Origin of the sequence: Micromonospora sp. CPCC 206060, assembly GCF_036906895.1 — a bacterium.
Classification (GTDB): Bacteria; Actinomycetota; Actinomycetes; order Mycobacteriales; family Micromonosporaceae; genus Micromonospora.
Genome location: NZ_JBAKHU010000036.1, coordinates 48,333 through 67,845 on the forward strand (window position 1 = coordinate 48,333; position 19,513 = coordinate 67,845).

The 19,513-nt window shown below is 71.4% G+C and carries 17 protein-coding genes; 5 read left to right on the forward strand and 12 right to left on the reverse strand.

The window, feature by feature from the left end; translation table 11 throughout:
* The first annotated feature begins 19 nt into the window (after positions 1-19).
* The 5 genes from V6U90_RS21315 to V6U90_RS21335 all read left to right on the forward strand — a co-directional run bounded on the left by V6U90_RS21315 (position 20) and on the right by V6U90_RS21335 (position 5,643).
* The gene (locus tag V6U90_RS21315) at positions 20-874 is read left to right on the forward strand and encodes an ABC transporter permease (protein WP_334439416.1); all 855 of its coding nucleotides are present in this window, start codon (positions 20-22) and stop codon (positions 872-874) included.
* Entirely contained in the window at positions 871-2,328 is a 1,458-nt protein-coding gene (locus tag V6U90_RS21320; RefSeq protein WP_334439419.1) for an NAD(P)/FAD-dependent oxidoreductase, read from the forward strand. Before V6U90_RS21315 ends, V6U90_RS21320 begins: the two co-directional genes overlap by 4 nt.
* Entirely contained in the window at positions 2,328-3,530 is a 1,203-nt protein-coding gene (locus tag V6U90_RS21325) for a saccharopine dehydrogenase family protein (RefSeq protein ID WP_334439422.1), read from the forward strand. The genes V6U90_RS21320 and V6U90_RS21325 overlap by 1 nt, the downstream gene beginning before the upstream one ends.
* Before the next feature lie 508 nt (positions 3,531-4,038).
* Entirely contained in the window at positions 4,039-4,587 is a 549-nt protein-coding gene (locus V6U90_RS21330; protein WP_334439425.1) for an endonuclease domain-containing protein, read from the forward strand.
* A gap of 171 nt (positions 4,588-4,758) precedes the next feature.
* Positions 4,759-5,643 carry a YdcF family protein gene (locus V6U90_RS21335; RefSeq protein ID WP_334439428.1) on the forward strand — a complete coding sequence of 295 codons (885 nt, stop codon included), beginning with the start codon at positions 4,759-4,761 and terminating at the stop codon, positions 5,641-5,643.
* A gap of 39 nt (positions 5,644-5,682) precedes the next feature.
* On the opposite strand, the gene V6U90_RS21340 is transcribed toward V6U90_RS21335, so the two are convergent.
* The 12 genes from V6U90_RS21340 to V6U90_RS21395 all read right to left on the reverse strand — a co-directional run.
* Positions 5,683-6,798: a GNAT family N-acetyltransferase gene (locus V6U90_RS21340; protein ID WP_334439431.1), complete on the reverse strand. Its 1,116-nt coding sequence runs from the start codon at positions 6,796-6,798 to the stop codon at positions 5,683-5,685.
* Complete coding sequence (locus V6U90_RS21345; protein WP_334439434.1) at positions 6,795-8,141, reverse strand: MFS transporter; 1,347 nt, start codon at positions 8,139-8,141, stop codon at positions 6,795-6,797. The genes V6U90_RS21340 and V6U90_RS21345 overlap by 4 nt, the downstream gene beginning before the upstream one ends.
* 12 nt (positions 8,142-8,153) lie before the next feature.
* Complete coding sequence (locus V6U90_RS21350; RefSeq protein WP_334439436.1) at positions 8,154-9,689, reverse strand: amino acid adenylation domain-containing protein; 1,536 nt, start codon at positions 9,687-9,689, stop codon at positions 8,154-8,156.
* Complete coding sequence (locus tag V6U90_RS21355) at positions 9,689-10,693, reverse strand: alpha/beta hydrolase (RefSeq protein ID WP_334439439.1); 1,005 nt, start codon at positions 10,691-10,693, stop codon at positions 9,689-9,691. The genes V6U90_RS21350 and V6U90_RS21355 overlap by 1 nt, the downstream gene beginning before the upstream one ends.
* Positions 10,690-11,790: a non-hydrolyzing UDP-N-acetylglucosamine 2-epimerase gene (gene wecB / locus V6U90_RS21360; protein WP_334439442.1), complete on the reverse strand. Its 1,101-nt coding sequence runs from the start codon at positions 11,788-11,790 to the stop codon at positions 10,690-10,692. The genes V6U90_RS21355 and wecB overlap by 4 nt, the downstream gene beginning before the upstream one ends.
* Before the next feature lie 26 nt (positions 11,791-11,816).
* The gene (locus V6U90_RS21365; RefSeq protein WP_334439445.1) at positions 11,817-12,788 is read right to left on the reverse strand and encodes an NAD-dependent epimerase/dehydratase family protein; all 972 of its coding nucleotides are present in this window, start codon (positions 12,786-12,788) and stop codon (positions 11,817-11,819) included.
* Between the two features lies 1 nt (position 12,789).
* Positions 12,790-13,704, reverse strand: a complete 915-nt coding sequence (locus V6U90_RS21370) for an NAD-dependent epimerase/dehydratase family protein (protein WP_334439448.1) — start codon at positions 13,702-13,704, stop codon at positions 12,790-12,792.
* A 72-nt stretch (positions 13,705-13,776) separates the two neighbouring features.
* Complete coding sequence (locus tag V6U90_RS21375) at positions 13,777-15,036, reverse strand: nucleotide sugar dehydrogenase (protein ID WP_334439451.1); 1,260 nt, start codon at positions 15,034-15,036, stop codon at positions 13,777-13,779.
* Positions 15,037-15,935: 899 nt separating this feature from the next.
* Complete coding sequence (locus V6U90_RS21380) at positions 15,936-16,295, reverse strand: DUF779 domain-containing protein (protein ID WP_334439454.1); 360 nt, start codon at positions 16,293-16,295, stop codon at positions 15,936-15,938.
* Positions 16,295-17,800, reverse strand: coding sequence for an aldehyde dehydrogenase (gene adh, locus V6U90_RS21385; protein ID WP_334439457.1), 1,506 nt, complete (start codon positions 17,798-17,800; stop codon positions 16,295-16,297). The genes V6U90_RS21380 and adh overlap by 1 nt, the downstream gene beginning before the upstream one ends.
* 41 nt (positions 17,801-17,841) lie before the next feature.
* The gene (locus V6U90_RS21390; protein WP_334439460.1) at positions 17,842-19,125 is read right to left on the reverse strand and encodes a GAF domain-containing protein; all 1,284 of its coding nucleotides are present in this window, start codon (positions 19,123-19,125) and stop codon (positions 17,842-17,844) included.
* A gap of 166 nt (positions 19,126-19,291) precedes the next feature.
* A partial coding sequence (locus V6U90_RS21395) for a proprotein convertase P-domain-containing protein (RefSeq protein WP_334439462.1) occupies positions 19,292-19,513 on the reverse strand: 222 nt, incomplete at its 5' end.

A 19,513-nucleotide genomic window follows, 5' to 3' on the forward strand; every position in this document is an offset into this window, starting at 1 on the left:
CGAACGGAAGGTGGCGCTGATGACACGCGGTGTGTGGCGCTGGCTCGCCCGGCACTGGGTGATGGTGGTCGCGCTGCTCGTCCTCGGCTACCTTTTCCTGCCGATCGCCGTGGTGGCCGCGCTGTCGTTCAACCGCCCGTCCAGCCGGCTGTCCTACGACTTCAACGAGTTCACCCTGGACAACTGGCGCAACCCGTGCGCCACCGCCGACATGTGCGACGCGGTGGTGCGCAGCGCCCAAATCGGTTTCATCGCCACCGTGGTCGCCACCGTCCTCGGTACGCTGATGGCGTTCGCCCTGGTCCGGCACCGGTTCCGGGGCCGCTCCGCGATCAACCTGCTGATCTTCCTGCCGATGGCCACCCCCGAACTGGTGATGGGCACCTCGCTGCTCGCCCTCTTCGTCGCCGCCGGGGTACCGCAGGGCTTCTGGACCATCGTCATCGCGCACGTGATGTTCTGCGTGTCGTTCGTGGTGGTCACCGTCAAGGCCCGGCTCGCCGGCATGGACCGGCGCCTGGAGGAGGCCGCGATGGACCTCTACGCCACCCCGTGGCAGACGTTCCGGCTGGTCACCCTCCCGTTGGTGCTCCCCGGCATCGTCGCCGCCGCGCTGCTGGCCTTCTCCCTCTCCTTCGACGACTTCATCATCACCAACTTCAACTCCGGGACCACGGTCACCTTCCCGATGTACGTCTGGGGAGCCAACCAGCGGGGCATCCCGCCCCAGGTCAACGTGATCGGCACGGCGATGTTCGTGATCGCCCTGCTGCTGGTGCTGGCCAGCTCGGTCCGCCGCCGCCGACCGCTGGGCGGTTCGGTCCGCCGGCCGTCGGGCGACCCGGTCCGCCGACCGCGGGGCGGCCGGCCATGAGCCAATCCGACCATGCCGGGGCGGCCCGACCGGATCCCCGCCGGGCCGCCCACCGCGCACTCGCCGACGCCGCACCCCGCCCGTACTGGCTCGACCGCCCCGAGCGTCCCGACCCGCTGCCCCCGCTCACCGGCACCACCTCCACCGACCTGCTGATCATCGGTGGCGGCTACACCGGCCTCTGGGCCGCCCTGCTCGCCAAACAGGACGACCCGCACCGGGACGTCCTGCTGGTCGAGGCGGGCACCTGCGGCTGGGCCGCCTCCGGACGCAACGGCGGATTCTGCGCCGCCTCCCTCACCCACGGCCTGGCCAACGGGGTCGACCGGTTCCCCGGGGAGATCGCCGAACTGGAACGACTCGGCCGGGACAACCTCACCGCCATCGCGGACACCATCGACCGGTACGGCATCGACTGCGACTTCGAACGCACCGGTGAGCTGGCCGTGGCGGTCGAGCCGTACCAGGTCGACGGGCTGGTCGCCGACGCCGCCCTGGCCCGCGAGTACGGCCACGACGTGACCCTGCTCGACACCGACCAGGTGCGCGCCGAGGTCAACTCGCCGACCTACCTGGCCGGCATGTGGGACCGGGACCGGGTGGCGATGCTCGACCCGGCCCGGCTGGCCTGGGGCCTACGCCGGGCCGCCCAGCAGCTCGGGGTACGCGTCCACGAACACACCCGGGTCACCGGCCTGCACCGGCACGGCCCCGGCCTGCGGGCGGCCACCACCGGCGGTCGGGACGGCGCCCCGGGGACTATCGACGCCCGCCGGGTCGTCCTCGCCACCAATGCCTTCCCGCCCCTGCTGCGCCGGCTGCGGCACTTCGTCGTACCGGTCTACGACTACGCGCTGATGACCGAGCCGCTGACCGCCGCCCAGCGGGCGGAGATCGGCTGGCACCACCGGCAGGGGCTCGCCGACACCGGCAACCAGTTCCACTACTACCGGATCACCACCGACGGCCGGATCCTCTTCGGCGGGTACGACGCGGTCTACCACTTCGGCAACCGGATGACCCCGGCACTGGAGCAGCGGCAGGCCACCTTCACCGCCCTCGCCGAACATTTCTTCACCACGTTCCCGCAGCTCACCGACGTACGATTCACCCACCGTTGGGGTGGGGTGGTCGACACCTGCACCCGGTTCTGCCCGTTCTTCGGCACCGCCCACGACGGGCGGCTGGCCTACGCGGCGGGCTTCACCGGGCTCGGCGTCGGCACCACCCGGTTCGCCGCCCGGGTGATGCTCGACCTGCTCACCGGCGAACCCACCCCGCTGACCGGACTCGACCTGGTCCGGTCGACACCGCTGCCGTTCCCGCCGGAGCCGATCCGGGCCGCCGGCATCAACCTGACCCGTTGGTCCCTGGCCCGCGCCGACGCGCACGCCGGGCAGCGCAACATCTGGCTCCGTACGCTCGACCGTCTCGGTTTGGGGTTTGATTCCTGATGCGCATCCTGCTCGTCGGCGCGGGCGGGGTCGGCTCGGCCGCTGTCGCCATCGCCGCCCGCCGCGCCTTCTTCGACACCATGGTGGTCGCCGACTACGACCTCGACCGCGCCCGCCGTGCGGTGGCCGGCCACGGCGACCGCTTCATCCCCGCACAACTCGACGCCTCCGCCGCCGACGCGGTCACCGCCCTCTGCCGCGCCCACCGGATCACCCATGTGCTCAACGCGGTCGATCCCCGGTTCGTCATGCCGATCTTCGACGGTGCGCTGGCCGCCGGGGCCGACTACCTCGACATGGCCATGTCGCTGTCCCGCCCGCACCCGACCCGGCCCTACTCCGAGACCGGCGTCAAGCTCGGCGACGAGCAGTTCGCCGCCGCCGCCGCCTGGACCGGGGCCGGCCGGCTCGCCCTGGTCGGCATCGGCGTCGAACCGGGACTCTCCGACATCTTCGCCCGGTACGCCGCCGACGAACTCTTCTCGTCGATCGACGAGATCGGGGTACGCGACGGCGCCAACCTGACCGTCGACGGGTACGACTTCGCACCCTCGTTCTCCATCTGGACCACCATCGAGGAGTGCCTGAACCCGCCGGTGATCTGGGAGGCCGACCGGGGCTGGTACACCACCGAACCGTTCAGCGAGCCGGAGGTCTTCGACTTCCCGGCGGGCATCGGCCCGGTCGAGTGCGTCAACGTGGAACACGAGGAGGTGCTGCTCATCCCGCGCTGGGTTCCGGCGAAGCGGGTCACCTTCAAGTACGGCCTCGGCGACGAGTTCATCGAGGTGCTCAAGACCCTGCACAAACTCGGCCTCGACGCGGTCGACTCGGTACAGGTCCGGGGCGTCACCGTCTCCCCGCGTGACGTGGTCGCCGCCGCCCTGCCCGACCCGGCCACCCTCGGCGACCGGATGCGCGGCAAGACCTGCGCCGGCACGCTCGTCACCGGAACCGGCACCGACGGCCGGCCCCGCGAGGTGTACCTCTACCACGTGGTCGACAACGAGTGGTCGATGCGCGAGTACGGCCACCAGGCGGTGGTCTGGCAGACCGCGGTCAACCCGATCGTGGCCCTGGAACTGCTCGCCACCGGGGTCTGGTCCGGCGTCGGGGTGCTCGGCCCGGAGGCGCTGCCGCCGCGTCCCTTCCTCGATCTGCTGACCGCGTACGGCGCACCGTGGGGGATCCGCGAACAATGACACGGACCCCCCGTCGATCATGGACTTGTGGTGGGGGATTGCTGGCGTTATGAACCTTATGCGGGGCACCACAACTCCATGATCAACGCGAGCGGGGTGGCTGCGGCATACCAGAAGCCAGGTTGATCAGGGCTTTGTCCACAGGGCGACCGGATTTCCACAGGCTGAGCGGACGGTGTCGCGGGCAGCCGCCGTGGTGACGATCGTCGATCGGCATGACCGACGATCTGTACCGCTACGCCGACCTGTTGGCCCGAGGACGGTCCCGGGAGGCGGTCCGGCGCAGCACCCTGTCCCGGAAGCTCCACCGGGTGACCCGGGGTGTCTACGGGCCGGTGGCCGACGACGTCGACCTGCTCAGAGCAATGTTCCTGCGGTTGCCCGAGGGCACCGTCGCCGGATTCCACACCGGTGCCGAGCTGCACGGATTCGATGCGGGCCCGAGCGACCAGATCCACGTGATCACGCCGGCCGGTACGGTGGTGCCGCAGATCCGTGGCACGAGTCCGTGCTCCCGGTGCACGACCCGGTGCTGCTGGCCGGGGTGCCGTGCGCCCCGGCGGCGCGCTGTGCCGTCGACCTTGCCCGGCTACTGCCCCGGATGGCGGCCCTGCCAATGCTGGATCTCGCGCTGCGGGTCGGCGCCTGCCGTCCGGCGGAGTTGACCGCCGAGACGTTCCGGCACGCCCGGTTGCGCGGGGTCTGCCAGGCACGGCAGTTGGTGCGGATCGCGGATCCGAGGCCGGAGTGCCGCCAGGAGAGCCAACTGCGACTGGTCCTCATCGATGGCGGACTGCCGGTGCCAGAGCCACAGATCTGGGTGCCGGACGAGGCCGGGATCCCGTTGTACCGCCTGGACCTGGGTTACCGGAAACGCCGGGTCGGCATCGAGTACGACGGCGTCAGCCATCTCGACCGGGACCGGCTGCGACACGACCGGACGCGGATGAACTGGCTGGCCGCGCAGGGGTGGGCGGTCCGGTACTTCACCGACCGGGATCTCTACCGCCGGCCCGGTCATGTCGTGCAGACGGTCGCCGCCCTGCTTCACCCCTGACCTGCGCGGGCCGATCATGGAGTTGTGGTGCCCCACGTAAGGGTTGAATCACCAAAAATCTCCCACCATAACTCCATGATCGACGGGTTGGGCGGCTGGTTGGCGTGTATGACTTCAGGGGTGAGTACTGCAGGGGTGAGTGATGTGCTCGACGGGTCGGTAGGTACTGCGGTGGAGTCGGCACCCGTCGTCCGGGTGACCGTGGTCGACCCGGCTGCGGGTCGGTCGCAGCGCTTCCTGGTGCGCGCGGACGCTGGACCGGCCACCCTGGACCCGGCTGCACAGGTAGCGCTGGACGCCGACGATCCGGCGGCGGGCGGGCTGACGTTGGAACTGGACACGGCCACGGTCGAGGAGGTCCGGGGCGGACTGCTCACCGGCAGCCAGGCGGTGATGTCCGGCCGGGTACGGATCATCGGGGGAGCCTGGGCCGATCTGAACCCGGTCGCCACGGCCGCACTCCACCAGGGGACCCCTCCCGGGCAGCCCGGGGTACCGGCCGGACCCGACGTGGTGGCAGTGCTCGGGGCACCCAACGATGTCCGGGGCAACCTGAGTGTCATGGCTGCCGGCCGGACGACCCACGCGGCCGTCCTCGCCGGGCGGACCGGCGCCGCGCTGGTGCTGACCGGAGGCACCGGCCGGCACTTCAACCCGACCGGACAACCGCACTGGGTGTACTGCCGGGACCATCTTGCCCGTCGTGACCTGCTCGGGGTGCCGGTGCTGGCCTGTCTGGACAGCCGGCACACCTATGAGGATCTGCTCCTGCTCCGGGAGGTGACCACCCGGCACCGGATCCGCTCGACGGTCCTGGTCACCTCGGACTACCACGAGCCACGGGTACGGTACCTCGCCGGCCTGGTCCTGCCCGGTGCCGTCGTACACGGGATCTCCCATCCCGAACTGACCGGCGAGCACCTGGCCCGGCTCCGGGCGCACGAGCGGACGGCGTTGGGCCAGGTGGTCGCGGCGGCGCTGCTCTTCGGCCCGGACCGCCTGCTCGCCCCACCCGCGCGGACCGACCTGGGCTGGGCGGTGCGGTGGACCCCGTGACCGTGGTCGGGAAGCTCCCACGACGAGTCCCGACTTCGGTCAGGACTGCCACCGGGGCGGATCCGCCCACTGCGTCGGGCGTACGTCGTAGTCGTCGAGCCGGCGCAGGTTCTCGGCGGACGCCGCGCCGCCGGCCCAGAGCGGAGTGGGGCTGAGGTCCACCGCCCAGAGCGGATGCAGCACCGCGCCACGGGCGAGCTTCGGGCCGAAGGTGCCGGTGCCGAGGCTCAGCCACCGGTAGCCGTGGGCGATGGCGTACCGCATGGGAAGGTAGTACGTGACACCGAAGTACTCGAACGCGTCTGCGGTGGCGGAGTAGTCGACAGCGAACATCCGGGCGATCAGTTGTCGCCCGTCGACATAGCAGAGACAGGCCGCGACCAGTCGCCCGGCACGGCGCGCGGTGAAGACCCGATCCGCGTCCCCGCAGGTCCGCGCCATCTCGCTGAGGACCCGGTGCAGCTCGTCGGTATCCAGTTCGGTGCCGTGCCGGCGTTCCAACTGCCGGTACAGCGGGACGAACTCGTCCCGGCAGTCCGCGAGCCGTTCCACGCCGAGTGCGTACCCGGCCTGCTCGAACCGCCGCCACTCGGCCCGGACCCGGCGACGCCGCGCAGCGGACACCCCGGCCGGGTACGCGTCGAAGGTGGCCGGTACCGGCTGGACCGCCTCGGCGTCCAGCAGCACCGGTGTCCGGTCGGGCAGGATCCGGCGGTACTCCTCAACCAGCTCCGTCCGGGCGTAGAGCGCCAGGCAGCCGTCCACTCCGTGGTCAGCGGCCTGCTTTTGCAGCGCGTCGATGATCAGCGGGACGGCCCGGCGTCGGTACTCCGCGTCGACGGCCGGCACCTCGCTCACGTATCCGGTGCTGGTGCCGGCGATCAGGAACCGGTCGCCGGACAGGGCGACCGGTGCCAGCACCTTCGTCGGGGTACGCCACGGATTCTCCCGCCCGGTCGTGATCCAGTACGGGGCGACGGCCACCACCCGGTCACCCTCCCGGACCTCTACCGCGCCCACCGGGCCACCGGTCATCCGGGAACTGCACCGTAACCAGGGAAGGGCGGAGTAGTAGCTGCCCCCGTCCCGCAGCCTGTCCCAGTCCGCCCGGTCCGGGAGCGGGTCCAGCGTGGTCACCCGCAACGGTCCGGTCATCGTGGAGCCGCCTGGGCCGGGGCGTCGTCAGGGACGGCGGGGGCGGCGCCCGGCCCGTCTGCCGGCTGCGTCGGCCCGTCTGCCGGCTGGGCCGGCCCGGGACCGGCTGTGTCGATACGGTGCTGGACCCGGCGGGAGACGGCGAACATCGCCGCCGCCACCAGCGCCGAGAGCACGCCCGCCACGATCCAGGTCAGCAGCGGGGACACCGCCAGGGTGCCGGTGATCAGCATCGGTGCGCCGGCACTGGCCAACCCCATCATCAGGTGGCTGACGGCGAGGTAGCCGCCCCGGCGGGCGGCGGGTGCCAGGGCGGTTATGGCCACGGTGGCGGCCACCGCGGTCAGCACCTCACCGAGGGTCAACGCCACGATACCGACCACCAGTAGGGTCACCAGCAGCGTGGTCTCCACCGCGAGCAGCGGGAGCAGCAGGGCGAACGCCACCAGATGGCACAACGCGCCCCAGGCCACCACGGTCAGCCGGGGCCGGTGGTTGGTGCGCTTGGTGAGCGGTAGCTCGATCAGGATGACCAGAGCGGTGTTCAGGCCGAAGACTAGGCCGACCAGCCAGGCCGGGGCATCGGCGAACTCGACCAGGAAGACCGGCAGACCGATGTCGACCATCAGCGCACAGAGCCAGAGCACCGCGTTCGCGCCGGCGACCAGCAGGAAGAGCCGGTCCCGGAGAGCCGATCCGGTGAGCCGCCCGGGTGGCTCGGTCCCGACCACCGTCCGCGACCGGAGGCCGGCGTAGAGGACCGCGGCCACGAAGAAGCTGACCGCGTTGCCGATGAGCAGGGGGAGGTAGGTGTCGGTGGTGCTGACCAGGAGACCGGCGAGCAGGGCGCCGCCACCGATGCCGGCGTTGAGCGTGGTGCGGGAGAGCGCGTACCAACGGCTCTGCTCGCGGGGCTCCGCCGTCTCGGCGATCGCGGCCTGTTCGGCGAGCTGGCCGACCCGCATGCAGAGCGCGTCGATGAGGGCGCAGACCACGAAGGCGGGGAGCGACGCGACGAAGACGAAACCGAGGTACGCGCCGCCACGCAGCACCGAGGCCGCCACCAGGACCGGCCGGGCACCGAGCCGGTCCACCAACCGCCCGGCTCCGGCCACCCCGATCAGGCTGGCCGCTGTCGCGATGCTCAGGGCGATGCCGATCAACCCGAGCGGCATGTCGAGCCGGTCGTGGAAGTAGAGCAGGGAGAACGGGTAGAACAGCCCGGTGCCGACGGCGTTGATCAGCGCGCCCACCCCGTACCGGAGGGCCTGCCGGTCGTGCGGCAGACCCAGTGCCTCGACGGTACGGGCCAGGCGCCCCCGTGCTCCGGTGCCGGTGTCCATCCGGTCCCCGTCTCAACCGGCGGTGGTCGCGGTCGCCGTGGTCACCGCCAGCTTCCGGCGGTCGACCTTGCCGTTGCTGGTCACCGGTAGCCCGGACACGAAGACCAGTCGCTCCGGCACCATGTAGTCGGGCAGGACCGTGCCGAGATCGGCGAGGATCGCCGCCGGGTCCCCGTCACCCTCGGCCCAGGCGGCGAGGCGACCGTCCCCGGCGGGCACCACCGCCACCATCCGGACCCCGGGGTACCGCAGGATGCGCTGTTCTATCTCGCCCAGTTCCACCCGGTACCCCCGGATCTTGATCTGCTGGTCGCGGCGGCCGAGGAACTCCAGCTCGCCGTCCTCGGTCCAGCGGCAGATGTCCCCGGTGTGGTAGACCCGCCCGCCGCCTGGGCCGTCGGCGCGGAACACCCGGGCGGTCAGCTCGGCGTCGCCCCGGTACCCCAGGGCCAGCATCGGACCACCGATGACCACCTCACCCTCGTCGCCCGGGGTGGTGACGACGCTGCCGTCCGGGCCGACCAGGTACACCTCGGCGTCCGGTAGCGGACGGCCCAGGGTGGGCAGCCGTTCCCGGTCGACGACGGTACGCAGATCCCCGCCGGCGGTCACCTGGACCGTGCCCTCGGTCGGGCCGTAGGTGTTGAACACCGGAGCCGGGAAGTCCGGCCCGGGCCAGGTACGGAGCAGATCCCCGCCGGTTTCCACGGTGCGTACCCGGCCGGGGCGCTGGCCGGCACCGAGGAACCGTTCCAGCATCGGGGTGGGCATGTTGGTGTGGGTGACCCCGTAGTCGGCCAGGAAACCGGCGATCCGTTCCGGGCTGGTGACCACGGACTGCTCGGGTATCGCCACGGCGGCACCGGCGTAGAGCGCACCCCAGACATCCACCACGAGACCGTCGAAGCCCAGGTTGCAGAGCATCGACGTCCGGCCGCCCGGGCCGAGCTGGAAGAAGTCCCGGTACCACCGCAGCAGCAGGGCGAGGCTGTGGTGTCCGACCTCGACCCCCTTGGGTTCGCCCGTCGAGCCGGAGGTGTAGATGACGTAGGCCAGACCGGCGGCGTCGGCCGGAACCAGGTCGACCGGGTCGACAGAACCGACCGGGTCAGCCGGTGCGGTCAGCGCGGTCACGCCGGGCGGCAGCAGGGTACGCAGGGCGTCGGTGGTGATGACGACCCGGCAGTCGGCCCGGGCGATGACCGAGGCCAGCCGGCCGGGCGGTACCGCCGGATCCAGCGGCAGATAGCCGGCACCGGCGAGCCAGGCGGCGAGTTGCCCGGTCGGGACGAGCGGCCCCCGGTCGGCGAGCACCCCCACCACCGGGGCCGGACCGGGATCGGATGGACCGGTGGGCCGGGCCCCGGTGCCGGCGGTACCGGTCAGCAGTGGACGCAACGCGCCCGCCCAGCCCCGGGCCGCCGACCACAGCTCGGCGTAGCTGACCGTGCCTCCGCCGTGCACCAGGGCCGGCGCGTCGGGCTGGATGTCGACCCAACGCCGGATCGCGGCCGGTGCCGATGGGGTGTCGAGGTTCCGGCTGGCCATCACGGGGCACCTTTCCGATGGAGTGCGGAGCGGGTGGGCACGGTCGCCGGGACCGGATCGGTCGCGGGACCCGGGGGCACGGTCGCGGGTACCGAGGGCACGGTGGACCAACCGCGGAGGAAACCGCCCACCTGGTCGGCCGCGCCGGCCGCCGCGTCGTAGAGGGCGGACCGCCGGAAGAAGCCGTGCACCATCCCGCAGTACCGGGTGGCGGTGACCGGGACACCGGCCTCGGCCAGCAGCATGGCGTAGGACTCGCCCTCGTCGCGGAGCACGTCGTACTCGGCGGTGAGCACCAGAGCCGGGGGGAGTCCGGTGAGGTCCGCCCGCATCGGCGCCACCGCCGGGTCGGTACGGTCCACCGGCCCGGGGAGGAAGGAAGTCCAGAAGTACTCCATCTCCGTCCTGTCTAACATGTACCGGTCCATCGTGGTGTACGACGGTGACGACATCCCGGGGTCGAGTGCCGGGTACACCAGGATCTGGCAGACCAGCGGGGCGTCGCGGTCACGGGCCCGCCGGGCGGCCACGGTGGCGAGGTACGCCCCGGCGCTGTCACCGCCGACCGCCACCTGCCCGCAGTCGACCCCGTACCGGGCCGCCGGGCCACGCAGCCAGGCCAGCGCCGCGTCGACGTCGTCCACGGCTGCCGGGTACGGGTGCTCCGGCGCCAGCCGGTAGTCCAGGGACAGCACCGCCCACCCGGAGACCAGGGCGATCCGTCGGCAGGGGGTGTCCCACCCGGCCGCACTGCCCGTGGTCCACCCGCCGCCGTGCAGATAGACCAGGACGGGCAACGGCGCCGACCCGGCCGGCTGCGGCAGGTAGAGCCGGCCGGGTACGCCACCGGCGTCCACCTCGGTCACCGGCACCGGTGGCGCCGGACCGGCCACCGTCGCGGTCACCCCGTCCACCTCGCGGCGGACCCGGGCGAGGGTACGGTCCGACAGGACGGTCCGGTGCCGCCCGGCCACGGCGGCCCGCGCCCGCGGGTGCAGGGTCATCGGGCCGGCTTCCGGGTCGCGGCCCAGGTCGTCACCGCGTCCGCGATCCGGGCTGCGGCCCGACCGTCGCCGAACGCGGACCGGAGCCGTACCGGATCCACCGGCCGCAGCACGGTCCGCGCGGCGGCCACGATCCGCTCCGGGTCCGTACCGACCAGCTCGCCGGCACCGAACTCCAGGGTCTCCGGGTACTCCGTGGCGGGGCGCAGGATGAAGCAGGGCGTGCCGAGGAAGAGCGCCTCCCGCTGTACCCCGTTGGAGTCGGTGAACACCCGGTCGACCCCTGCGGTCAGGGCGAGCAGGTCGGTGTGCGGCTGGGCCGGCAGCAGCCGGACGTGGTCGGCGGCGCGTAGGGCGCCGATGAGCCCGGTCGCGGTCAACGCCTTCTCCGTGCCGGGGTGCAGCACGCAGACCACCGGGCACGGCATCCGTCGTACGCCGTCCACCACGTCGGCCAGGGCCGCCGGGTCCCGGAGGGTGCCGCTGCGGTGGAAGGTGACCAGTGCGGCCTCCTTGAGTTCCGGTAGCGCCGACCGCCAGGCCGCCAGGCGCTCCGCCACCGCCTCCCGACGCTGGTCGAGGGTGTCCAGCAGCAGGTCACCCACGAAGAACGCCGAACCCCGCACGCCCTCCCCGTCGAGGGTGCGTACCGCCTGTTCGGTGGGGCAGAGGTGCAGGCTGGTGACGGCGTCGATGATCCGCCGGTTCACCTCCTCCGGCAGGTCCGGCTCGTGGCTGCGCAGCCCGGCCTCGACGTGGGCCACCGGGATGCTCCGCTTCGCCGCCGCCAACGCGCCGACCAGGGTGCTGTTCCCGTCCCCGATGACCAGGACCAGGTCCGGCGGCGCGGCCCCCAGCACCGGGTCCAGGGCCAACAGGCCCCGGGCCGTCTGTTCGGCGTGGCCGCCCCCGCCGATGGCGAACTGGTGGGCCGGGCGGGGGAGTCCGAACTCGTCGAGCAGTCCACCGGAGAGGGCATGGTCGAAGTGCTGTCCGGTGTGGATGATCTCGACCTGGTGGTGGGCGGTCAGTGCCGGGTAGAGCGCGGCCAGCTTCGGGAAGTGCGGGCGGATTCCGACGACCACGGTGATCTTCAACTGGTCCTCCTCGTGGCGGGTCGGGCCTACGGGTGGCAGGAGAGGGCGGGGGACCTCCGGGACTGCGCGTCCAGCCATCTCGTCGTGGCCTGGAGTTCGCGGCGCAGGGAGATCCGGGCGAGCCCCGGGAGCAGCCGGTGCAGCAGGGACACGTCCGCGTACGACTCGTGGATCTCACCCGGGCGTTCGGGTAGGTGCACGACCGGCACCGCGCGGCCGGTCACCTCCTGTACCAGTTCGGCGAGCCGGTGGATGGGGGTGGCCGTGCCCGAACCCACGTTGACCGGCCCCGGCGCGGTCAGTCCCTCCTCGATCGCCCGGTGGATGACCCGGGTCACGAACGACACCGGTACGAAGTCCCGGGACTGCTTGCCGGTGCCGAACATCGTCACCGGTTCACCCCGGAGGACCGCCTGCACGAACCGGGGCACCACCGGACAGGCGCCGTGTGCGTCCTGGTGGGGGCCGAAGACGTTGAAGAACCGCAACGTCAGTACCCGGGTGCGGAAGGTGGTGGCGTAGAGGTTCCCGTACTGCTCCATCGCCAGTTTGCTCGCACCGTACGGGCTCACCGGCGTGGTGGGCGAGTCCTCCCGGAGCGGTAGCTGTTCCCGGTCGCCGTACACCGCCGCCGAGGAGGCGAGCACCACGTGCACGTCCCGGCGGCAGGCCTCCTCCAGCAGGTGGAGGCTGGCGGTCACGTTGCGGTCGTGGCAACCGATCGGTTCGGCCATCGACCGGAGTACGGACGTCTCGGCGGCCAGGTGCACCGCCGCGCTGACACCGTCGAGGGCGCGGGCCAGCGCGGCGGGGTCGCCGACGGAGCCGTTGATCACCTCGGCGCGGCTGCCGGCCAGGTTCTCCGGCCGACCGGTGGAGAAGTCGTCCAGCACCACCGTGTGCCAGCCGGCCCGGTCCAGCCGGTGCACCAGGTTCGACCCGATGAACCCGGCGCCGCCGGTGACCAGGACCCGTCGTGCGGTCGGGGGGACCGGCATGTCAGGCCCAGCCGTAGAAGGCGATCGTCTTGTCGTGCAGCTCCGGCGGGAGCTTGGCGTACCAGTCGAGGGTCGACGCCAGCGACGACTCGTACGGTGCGACCGCGAGGTCACCGAGGATCCCGGTGAGGGCGGTGGTGTCCGCGGTCAGGACGGTGTTCGGCGTCTCCCCGGGCCGCATCGGCAGGTGCCGGATGCCGGCCTGGTTGCCGAAGTACTCGTTGACCGACCGGGCCACGTCGTTGACGCTCATCTGTACCCCGGTACCGCAGTCCGGGACGACGTCGGTCCGTTCGGTCCGGGTGAACCGCACGGTGAGCGCGGCGATGTCGTACGAGTAGATCATGTCGACGATCTGCTCCCCGTCGCCGAAGACCTCCAGCGGCAGCCCCCGGACGGCCTGTACCGCGAACGCCGGGATGATCTTGCGGATGGGAAGCAGGGACTGGCCCGGGCCGTACGCGTTGAAGTACCGCAGGGAACAGATCCGGGTGCCTCCGGAGCCGTTGAACATCCGGCCGAACTGCTCGGCAGCGTCCTTGGTGATGGTGTACGTGTTGAGCCAGACGTTGGGCTTGCCGGGGTAGAAGAGTCGGGGAACCCCCAGCGCGGTGGCCGCCTCGAAGACGTTCACCGTGCCGGAGACGTTGATGTCGACCGCGTCCCGGACACTCTCCTGGAGTTCGGCGGTGCCCAGGACCCCGGCGAGGTGGTAGACCTCGTCGGCCCCCTGGAAGACCCGGTCGAGCAGGTCCCGGTCCCGGATGTCGCCCTGCACGAAGGGCGCGTCCACCGGGAGCCCCTTCGTGCCGGGGGTGACCCGGTCGAGGATGGTGACCTCGTGTCCCTCTTCGAGGAGATACCGGGCGATGGTGCTACCCAGGAATCCGCTGCCACCGGTGACGACTGCGCGCATGTTGTTTCCTCCCCGTGGGCTTGTCCCGTGGATGGGTGGTGTGCCGTTGACTGGGACCGGTCGGGTGGACCGTCACCAGAGCGTGGGTACGTGGGCGTGCCGGAGCCGACCACGCGTGTCCAGCAGGAGCCGGGCCTGCGACGGCAGGGCGTCGAGGTCGAATCCGCTGTGGTCCTGGAGCAGGATGGTGAGGTCGGCCCGCCCGGCGGCCGCACCCAGGTCCGGCTCGTACGGGACCGGCTCGCCGTCGACCGACCAGGCCGGTACCTGCGGGTCGCTGTAGCAGACCGTCGCCCCGGCGGCCCGCAGCAGCCGGGCGATCGGCTCGGCCGGGGTGATGGTCACGTCGGCGCTGTCCCGCTTGTAGGAGACGCCGGCGAGCAGCACGCGGGCGCCCTCGGTGGTCCGGCCGGCCTCGTGCAGGAGCTGCCGGGTCCGGGCGACCACGTGCGCCGGCATCCCGTCGTTGACGGTCCGGGCCATCTCCACCAGTTGCAGCGGGCGTCCCACGGAGCGGCTCTGGTAGGCCAGGTACACCGGATCGCTCGGGATGCAGTGACCGCCAAGGCCCGGTCCGGGATAGAACGCCTGGAAACCGAAGGGCTTGGAGGCGGCGCACCCGATGGCGTTCCAGAGATCGACGCCGAGGGCGCTGGCCGCGGTGGCGAACTCGTTGACCAGGGCGATATTGACGAACCGGTAGGTGTTCTCGATCAGCTTGGACATCTCGGCCTCCCGGCTGGATGTCGCGACGACCACCTCGTCGCAGAGACGGCGGTAGAACTCCGTCGCCACGACCGAGCACGCCTCGGTCAGCCCACCGACCACCTTCGGGGTGTTGCGCAGGTTGTAGGCGGGATTGCCGGTGTCGATGCGCTCCGGGGAGAACGCGACGTGGAAGTCAACCCCGGGTTTGAGCCCGGACGCCTCGGCGATGATCGGGGCGAAGACGCCGTCGGTGGTACCGGGGTAGGTCGTCGATTCGAGCACCACCAGGCTGCCCCGGGACAGGTGCCGGCCGACCGTCCTGGCGGCCGTCCGCACGTCGCCGAGGTCGGGCACACCCTGCACGGTCAGCGGGGTGGCGACGCAGACCGTGACGATGTCGGCGCCGTCGAGGACGGTCTCGTCGGTGCTCGGCGCGAAGCCGGCGGCGAGCAGTGCGGCCACGTCGTCGTCGGAGATGTCCCCGACATGGGACCGGCCGGCACGGAGCCCGTCGACGACCGCCTGACTGGTGTCGTAGCCGTGTACCGAAAGCCCGGCGCGGTGCGCCTCGACGGCGATGGGCAGGCCGACGTAACCGAGTCCGACAACGGCGAGGGTGGGCACGGGAATATACCTCCGGGCATGATGTCGATCGACGCTCGTGGCGCTGGTCACGGTGCAGCGGCGCAGTTTCTGGCTCGGTTGGCGTGGTGGGCGTAGGGTCGATCCGGGCGCTGGGTCGCCGCTGTGAGCTGCGGATCCGGTGCCATGCTGGGTATCCCAGGATCGGAAACGGCGGCGTGGATCAACTCCCCCCGTTTGCCGCATTCGATCAATCGCATTCTCAAATTAATGCTAATGCGATAGATGATTTACTGTAATCAAATTTATCAATGTTTAGAAAGAAGGCCTGGTTGTTGATCCCTGCGGCTGGCTGCGGGCGACTGCCTGACACGGTCCCTGACCTGTCCCTGTTGCCGAGCCCGGGTGAAGGCGTCCCGGCACGTCACGACCGGCCCGGCGGCAGGGCTGAGACGAGGGTGCCGGCACGCGCAGCATCGGCGAGGAGCGGCGCGGCGGTCGGCTGATCAGTCGGCGGTGCCTGGCGGGACGACCCAGGTGGTCGGTTGCCCGGGTGATCAGCAGGTGGGCCATGGGCAGGGCACGATGGTCTGCCGACGGTCGATGTGGAGTGTCTGCGAACCGCCCGGGAAGCCGAGGCCAACAGCCGGTTTAGCGTGATACCTGAGAGTCATCATGATGACTCTCAGGTATCACGCCTTCCGGGCAACATGCACCCCCGGGAGCCGCCACCGTTTCTGGCATCCGCTTGCCTCGCGCCGAACGGTCGAGGACTGATTGTCGCTGGCCCTACCTGGCCGAGACGAGGTGAGTGACAGTCGCCTCGCCCTGCGTGGGTGGCTTATGCCGGCCACCCGGTGACCGTCGTCATCGAGCCGGCTGTCTGCCGCACGTACCTGCACGAATCCGCTGGCCCCCGGCCCCTCCGCGCAGGCGCTTCCTTACCCGTCGGCGAGGTGGGAGCGGATCAGGAAACGGACGCCCTCCGGGGCCTCCAGGGAGAAGCCGCTGCCCCGGCCGGGGACCACGTCGATGGTCAACCGGGTGTGCCGCCACAACTCCCACTGGGCCGCCGACATCCAGAACTCCACCGGCTCCGGTACCCCGTCGATGTCCAGGGCGGCGAGCAGCACGTCCGAGGCGCCGGTACGGAACTCGCCGGCCGGGAAGCACATCGGTGCGCTGCCGTCACAGCAGCCACCCGACTGGTGGAACATCAGCGGCCCGTGTGCCGCCCGCAGCGACCGGATCAACCCGGCCGCCGCAGGCGTCACCGAGACGGCTGCGACGGGTGCCGCCATCAGAAGAAGCCGAGCTTCTTGGGGGAGTAGCTGACCAGCAGGTTCTTGGTCTGCTGGTAGTGCTCCAGCATCATCTTGTGGTTCTCCCGGCCGATGCCGGACTGCTTGTACCCGCCGAACGCGGCGTGCGCCGGGTACGCGTGGTAGCAGTTGGTCCAGACCCGCCCGGCCTGGATCGCCCGCCCCGCCCGGTACGCGGTGTTCATGTCCCGGGTCCAGACACCGGCGCCCAGCCCGTACAGCGTGTCGTTGGCGATCTTGACGGCGTCGGAGAGATCTGCGAACGAGGTCACTGAGACCACCGGACCGAAGATCTCCTCCTGGAAGATCCGCATCGAGTTGTCGCCCTCGAAGATGGTCGGTTGGACGTAGTACCCGCCGGAGAGTTCGCCGCCCAGGTCGGCGCGCTCGCCGCCGGTCAGCACCTTCGCGCCCTCCTGGCGACCGATGTCCAGGTAGGACAGGATCTTCTCCAACTGGTCGTTGGAGGCCTGCGCGCCGATCATCGTGTCGGTGTCCAGCGGGTGCCCCTGCACCACGGCCTTCGTCCGGTCCACCGCAGCGGCCAGGAAGTCGGCGTAGTGGCCCTGCTGGATCAGCGCCCGGGACGGGCAGGTACAGACCTCGCCCTGGTTGAGGGCGAACATGGTGAAGCCCTCCAGCGCCTTGTCAAAGAAGTCGTCCCGGGCCGCGCTGACGTCGTCGAAAAAGATGTTCGGGCTCTTGCCACCCAGTTCCAGCGTGACCGGTCTGATGTTCTCGCTGGCGTACTGCATGATCAGTCGCCCGGTGGTGGTCTCGCCGGTGAACGCCACCTTGGCCACCCGGGGCGACGAGGCGAGCGGCTTGCCGGCCTCCACCCCGAACCCGTTGACGATGTTGACCACGCCCGGCGGCAGCAGGTCGGCCACCAGGGAGAGCCAGTAGTGGATCGAGGCCGGGGTCTGCTCGGCCGGTTTGAGTACCACCGCGTTCCCGGCGGCCAGCGCGGGGGCGAGCTTCCAGGTGGCCATCAGGATCGGGAAGTTCCACGGGATGATCTGGGCGACCACGCCGAGCGGCTCGTGGAAGTGGTAGGCGACCGTGTCGTCGTCCAACTCGCCGAGCGAGCCCTCCTGGGCCCGGATCGCCCCCGCGAAGTACCGGAAGTGGTCGATGGCCAGCGGGATGTCGGCGGCCAGGGTCTCCCGTACCGGCTTGCCGTTCTCCCAGGTCTCGGCGACCGCGAGGGACTCCAGGTGCTCCTCCATCCGGTCGGCGATCCGGTTCAGGATGAGCGCCCGCTCGGCTACCGGGGTACGCCCCCAGGAATCGGCGGCGCCGTGCGCCGCGTCCAACGCCCGCTCGACGTCCTCGGCGGTACCCCGGGCCACCTCGCAGAACGGCTGGCCGGTGACCGGGGTGACGTTCTCGAAGTACCGGCCGTGGTGCGGCTTGACGTACTCACCGCCGATGAAATGGTCGTAGCGGGACTGGTAGACCTCGGGTGCCGAGTAACGCGTCATGGCTTGCCTCCGCCGTCGTTGGTGAGGTGACGGCGGTCACGCTAGTTTCCGGGACGTTGCGAAAAGGTTGCGCGCGGTACCGCGTACTCCTGGGTGAGCTGGCGGACCCGCGCGACGGCGAGCGGCCGGCGGGGCGCGCCCGGCGGCAGGGCCCGCGCCAGGGCCTCCCAGGCGGCGAGGTCGTCGGCGCCGGTCGGCGTCGCGGTCCAGGCCGCGAGCAACGCCGGGTCCGCGCCGGCCAGCACGGCCGCGCGTAGCTGCCCGTCGACCAGCCGGCGCAGTCGCGCCACGCCCGGCGCGTCCGAGCCGGGCAGCAACGGACCCGGGTACGCCCCGAGCGCGCCCGCCGGATCGCCCAGCTCCAGCCGGTCCAGCACGGTGCGGAAGTCCGCGCGCACCGTGCCGCGCAGCCGGTAGGGGCGGGAGTCGAGCAGCTCCGGGCCGAGGATCCGGCGCAGCCGGGACAGTTCGGCGCGCAGGGTGACCGGGTGTACCCGGTCGTCGCCGTAGAGGTCCAGCCCGAGCTGCTCCCCGGTGCGGCCCTCCGGATGGTCCAGCAGCAGTACCAGCAGCTCACTGTGCCGGCGGCCGAGCCGGACGCGGCGGCCGGCGATCCGCAGCTCCGCCTCGTCCCGGCCGAGCGCGCCGACCATCAGCACGTCCGGGTCGACCGGTCCGGCCAGGTACGCCTCGGCGGCCCGGGCGGTGGCCCGGACCAGGGCCAGGCTCTGCGGGTTGGCGAGCTGGTCCCCGCCGGTGATGTCGACGGCGCCGAGCAGCCGCCCGGAAAGCGGGTCGTGGATCGGCGCGGCGGCGCAGGTCCAGCGCTGCACCGGCCGGCTGAAGTGTTCGGTGGCGAAGATCTGCACGCCGTGGTCGACGGCGAGCGCGGTACCCGGTGCGTTGGTGCCGGCGTGGGTCTCGTCCCAGCGGGCCCCGGGCACGAAGTTCATCTGCTCGGCCCGCCGTAGCACCCCCGGGTGTCCCTCCACCCAGAGCAGCCGCCCGTACGCGTCGCAGACCGCCATCAGGTGGGCCCCGTCCTCGGCGACGCTGCCGAGCAGGTCCCGGAACAGGGGCAGTACCCGGGCCAGCGGGTGGGAGGCCCGGTAGCTGTCCAGCGCGTCGTCGGTCAGCTCGACCGGAGGCATGGTCTCCGGGTCGAGCCGGGCGCCGACCGCGCGCCGCCACGACCGGGCCACCACCTCACGCACCGGGTCCGGTGCGGTGCCCTCCCGGAGGAACGTCTCGTACGCCGCACCCACCTGCGCGATCCGTTCCGCCGGGTCAGCCCCGTGTTCCAGCGCGAGCCACCGGTCAGCCACCACCGACCTCCTGTAAGGAAGGGCCCCTCCAGAGCGCCCGGCAGTAGGACTGGCGGGGCTGCGGCCACCACCGCCCTACTGCCGGACGCTCTTTATCGTTTTCGGTTGTAGAAGGGGCCCTTCCTAACCTCTCGCAGATGCGGCGCGTCCGCTAGAGGCTGGACGACTAGAGGGCCAGCGTCCAGTTGTCGATGTACCCGACGTCACCGGCGGCTGCGTCCTGTACCCGGAGGGTCCAGGTGCCGTTGCGGACCTCGCTGGAGAGGTTCACGGTGTACGTCTGGTTGATGTTGTCGGTGCTGCCGCCGGTCCGGTTGTGCAGCGTGTAGGTGCTGCCGTCCGGGGCGACCAGGGTGACCACCAGGTCACCGATGTAGGTGTGCACGAT

Excerpts from the sequence above, each read along its gene's own strand:
- V6U90_RS21350 (WP_334439436.1), bottom strand. The coding sequence starts at position 9,689 with ATGGCCAGCCGGAACCTCGACACCCCATCGGCACCGGCCGCGATCCGG.
- V6U90_RS21340 (WP_334439431.1), bottom strand. The coding sequence starts at position 6,798 with ATGACCGGACCGTTGCGGGTGACCACGCTGGACCCGCTCCCGGACCGG.
- V6U90_RS21320 (WP_334439419.1), top strand. The coding sequence starts at position 871 with ATGAGCCAATCCGACCATGCCGGGGCGGCCCGACCGGATCCCCGCCGG.
- V6U90_RS21365 (WP_334439445.1), bottom strand. The coding sequence starts at position 12,788 with ATGCCGGTCCCCCCGACCGCACGACGGGTCCTGGTCACCGGCGGCGCC.
- V6U90_RS21380 (WP_334439454.1), bottom strand. The coding sequence starts at position 16,295 with ATGGCGGCACCCGTCGCAGCCGTCTCGGTGACGCCTGCGGCGGCCGGG.
- V6U90_RS21355 (WP_334439439.1), bottom strand. The coding sequence starts at position 10,693 with ATGACCCTGCACCCGCGGGCGCGGGCCGCCGTGGCCGGGCGGCACCGG.
- V6U90_RS21345 (WP_334439434.1), bottom strand. The coding sequence starts at position 8,141 with ATGGACACCGGCACCGGAGCACGGGGGCGCCTGGCCCGTACCGTCGAG.
- adh (WP_334439457.1), bottom strand. The coding sequence starts at position 17,800 with ATGACGCGTTACTCGGCACCCGAGGTCTACCAGTCCCGCTACGACCAT.
- V6U90_RS21370 (WP_334439448.1), bottom strand. The coding sequence starts at position 13,704 with ATGCGCGCAGTCGTCACCGGTGGCAGCGGATTCCTGGGTAGCACCATC.
- V6U90_RS21315 (WP_334439416.1), top strand. The coding sequence starts at position 20 with ATGACACGCGGTGTGTGGCGCTGGCTCGCCCGGCACTGGGTGATGGTG.
- V6U90_RS21325 (WP_334439422.1), top strand. The coding sequence starts at position 2,328 with ATGCGCATCCTGCTCGTCGGCGCGGGCGGGGTCGGCTCGGCCGCTGTC.